This is a genomic window from Candidatus Obscuribacterales bacterium, assembly GCA_036703605.1.
In the GTDB taxonomy this organism is placed as follows: Bacteria; Cyanobacteriota; Cyanobacteriia; order RECH01; family RECH01; genus RECH01.
Map to the genome: position 1 here is coordinate 1 of DATNRH010000080.1, position 3,507 is coordinate 3,507.

General features: G+C 51.9%; 3 protein-coding genes. 1 reads left to right on the plus strand and 2 read right to left on the minus strand.

Going from position 1 to position 3,507, the window contains the following annotated elements; translation table 11 throughout:
- Positions 1-64: 64 nt before the first annotated feature.
- Positions 65-1,387, minus strand: a complete 1,323-nt coding sequence (locus V6D20_01730) for an efflux RND transporter periplasmic adaptor subunit (protein HEY9814516.1) — start codon at positions 1,385-1,387, stop codon at positions 65-67.
- A 104-nt stretch (positions 1,388-1,491) separates the two neighbouring features.
- Between V6D20_01730 and V6D20_01735 the strand changes: the two genes are divergently transcribed.
- Positions 1,492-2,064, plus strand: a complete 573-nt coding sequence (locus tag V6D20_01735) for a PadR family transcriptional regulator (protein ID HEY9814517.1) — start codon at positions 1,492-1,494, stop codon at positions 2,062-2,064.
- Positions 2,065-2,619: 555 nt separating this feature from the next.
- Here the strand turns inward: V6D20_01735 and V6D20_01740 are convergent.
- Positions 2,620-3,366 carry a sulfite exporter TauE/SafE family protein gene (locus tag V6D20_01740; GenBank protein ID HEY9814518.1) on the minus strand — a complete coding sequence of 249 codons (747 nt, stop codon included), beginning with the start codon at positions 3,364-3,366 and terminating at the stop codon, positions 2,620-2,622.
- Positions 3,367-3,507 lie beyond the last annotated feature (141 nt).

Consider the following 3,507-nt stretch of genomic DNA (forward strand, 5'->3'; position numbering starts at 1 on the left):
CTTTGCAGGAGGTTTCAGCACTGCCAGGTCAAAGGTTATGCCTTGACTCAGCAGCACCAGATTCTTAAGGATGCAACCTTACTGTCTGACCGGGCACCAAACGCTGAGAACCGTCAGCAATTAAGCGATCGCCTGGCTGCAGCGTACCTCGCACGAGGACTCGCTCCGTTTCCATATGCAAGATTTCCACCTCTTGCCGATTCACCTTAAAGTACGCTAGATCTTGAGCACTTTCATCGGGTCTAACAGTATAGACAGTCCACAGTCCCCGTACTCCTGGCACTAAAGCCGTTGTCGGTACCCAATAGCCTTCACTCACAACGCGATCGCTGAGCATTAACCGAGCTGTTTGTCCCGAAGGTACATCATTCATATCCACATCCAGCAATACCGTCACAGTGCGGCTCGTGGGATCAACCTCAGGTAAAATCGAGAGTACCTGAGCTGAATACGACGTACCTGCGATCGCTACCGTTTGAGCCGATCCAACCCTGGGCACATGCTGGGGCGGCACCCCAATTCTCGCCTCCCAAGATCCAGTTTCCACCAGCCGCAGCACCGGTTCTCCAGATCCAACCACCACGCCCTCATCCACGTAGCGTAGGGCAACTTGTCCAGAAAACGGTGCATAGAGAACACGTTGGCTCAGGGCGACATCTAAGCTAGCGAGGTTAGCCTGAAGCTGTTGGATGCGGGCTTCTTGGGCCGCAATCTGCTCTGGACGTGTTCCCGTCTGCAGTTCCTGCTGCTGCTGCTGGGCAGCCGTGAGACGGGCCCGTAGTGATCCGACCTGATAGGTTACTTCATCCAAATCCTGTTGAGCGATCGCTCCTTCTGTGAACAAAAGCTGCCGCCGCTGTTGAAGCAGTTCTGCCAGATCCAGTTGATTGCGAATATCCTCTACCGTTGCAGTCGCAGCCGCGATCGCTTCCTGGCGCGGCCCGGCCTGTAGTTCCTGGAGCTGCGCTTGGGCCACAGCGAGCTGAGCCAAGACAGCCTGTTGCTCGGTCTCCAACGTCTGGGTATTGAGATAAGCTAACGGCGCACCCTCGGTTACTTCCATCCCCTCCGTCACCGCAATTTGGGTGACTTCGCCACCCTGCTCAAACCCCAGCTCGCTACTGCGCCGCGCCCGAACCTCACCGGTATAGGCTCGATCCACGTCATAGCCCTGCACCGGCTCGATGACTAGGGTCGAAACCGGCAAAACCATCCCATCATCTGCTTCAGAGGCCATACTCTGACGAGATGCCTCCAAAACGGGTAGGATTTGCAGTCCTACCCAAACACCTGCACTCAACATGGCTCCAGCAATGGCTACTCTGGATGGCCATCGTCGCCGATGGTGAGTGGACAACTGTCCTGCTTTTGTCTGAGTTTCCGTCATGGTTCCTCTGAAACGCAAGTTGACTAGCTAAATAGTTGTATACTAAATTTGTTGAGTATGCATGTCAGTGTATTCTAGAGTCATATACCTGTCAAGTACTGTCCATGTCCCTCTCCCACACCATCCTGGCTAGCCTAGTACACCATCCCACCACGGGCTATGAGCTTGTTAAGGATTTCAATGAACGCATTTCCTGCTATTGGCAAGCCAGCCAACAGCAAATCTATCGGGAACTGAGCCGCATGGAAGAGCAGGGTTGGATTGAGGGGGAGCGGGTCATCCAAAGCGATCGCCCCAATAAAAAGCTCTATCGCGTCACCGAACTAGGGCTCAATGTATTAAAAGACTGGCTGGTGCAGCCCTCTCATCCAGCCGCGATACGAGAAGAGCTGTTGGTCAAGGTCTTGGCAGGCTACTTGGTGGATAGAAAGGTGATTCGCGCTGAGGTAGAGCGGCGGCGGCAGTATCACCAGCTTCGCTTTCAACACCATCAGCAAACCGAGCAGGATTATTTCCAGGATCTAGACTCTGCATCACTTGCTATGCAGTTTACCTATCGCACTCTGCGGCGAGGCCTCCGCTATGAAGCTGATTGGATTGCTTGGTGTGATGAGACGATCGAGTGGCTGGATAGCATGGCTGAAAACCAAGATCCTAACGGTGGTCAGTCTGGTTGAAACTTAGTTGGCTGACAAATCTGGTGTTGCTGAGTCCAGGGATGAGCGTTGGTGAATACAAGTATGAATGTCTAAATCCGCCCTCACCCTAGCCCTCTCCTTGGGGTGAGGGCTCCCTTCTCCCCAGGGAGTAGGGTTGGGGATGAGGGCCAATCATCTATCGATTCAGCAATGTCCGAGAATGAACCTCTAGCTAGGAACTCTCAAACTCTATGCAAAATCCTGAGGAATCATCCTGCTATTCAGCAACGCTACCAATCTTGTTGCATAGTCTAGGCAAGGTGAAACCCCGAACTAGGTTAACCTAAGTTCGGGATAAGCTGAAAACCTCATTCTCTCGTAGGCTGAGAGCTAGGTTCTTTCATGCAACAAGATGAAAAATTCCCTTAACCCGAACTGACGTTAGGTTAGATTTTGTTAGGTCACGCTGATGCTAATTCAACCTACGAGAGAGTTAAGACTGCAGGAGTTTTGCCCGTCAATCAGGAAGCGTTGCTGAATAGCGATAGGATTGGTGCTAACAAACTGTGAACAAAGCGCTCTCGCACACCGCTCCTAGGTGATCAGCAAGAACAGTTCTCCACGATTCTCCCATAGCATCAGTACACCACTGAGAGCTACAAATGTCAGAATAGCGTGGCGAAACTGCTGGCGACTCATATGGTACAGCACATATTTGCCTAGCCAGTTCGCCGGAATGGCCGCCAGTCCTACTACCAATCCATAGCCCACATACTGCCAACTGAGAATACCCAGCGCTAGGTAGCTGACAAGCTTCAGGCTGTGCATGAGGGTAACAGTGATCGATTTGGTAGCAATGAGATCCTCTTTTTCCAAGCCATAGCTCAGATAAAGAGGATTGAGGATCGGCCCCGTACTTCCTACAAGGCTAGAGATAAAGGCATTGATCAGGGAAAGGGGAAAGAACTGCCAGGCTTGAATCGTGATGCGAAGCTGCGATTGATTGATGAACGCCGTCACCGCCATCACGATCAGCAAAATGCCCATAATTGCTTGCAGCCATTCTAGGTTGATTTCCTTGAAGGCATAGGCTCCCAGAACAGCCCCAATTAAGGTACCCGGCACATGCCAGAGCGTTAGCTTCCAGTCGATGCGATTCCAGAAAAAGATGGAGCGCTGAGCGTTTCCCACTAGCATTCCCACGGTGATCACCGGCGCAACGGCCTGCGCGCCAAACCATAGGCTAACCAAGGGAATCAAAATGAGGGGACTGCCGCCCCCCGACAACATACTGACAAACCAAGCAAGAAAGCTGACGAGTCCAAGGAGCAGCAATGGCATGGAGGTTACGCAGGTGAGATGGAGGTAACCCATTAAGCGTTGACATAACCACCAAGTTTCTTAGTGTTTGAAGTCAAATTTTAATGTGTTGTTACAATTCTACTCGCAGAGCGATCGCCTGCCCATAGATATTGATCGAGA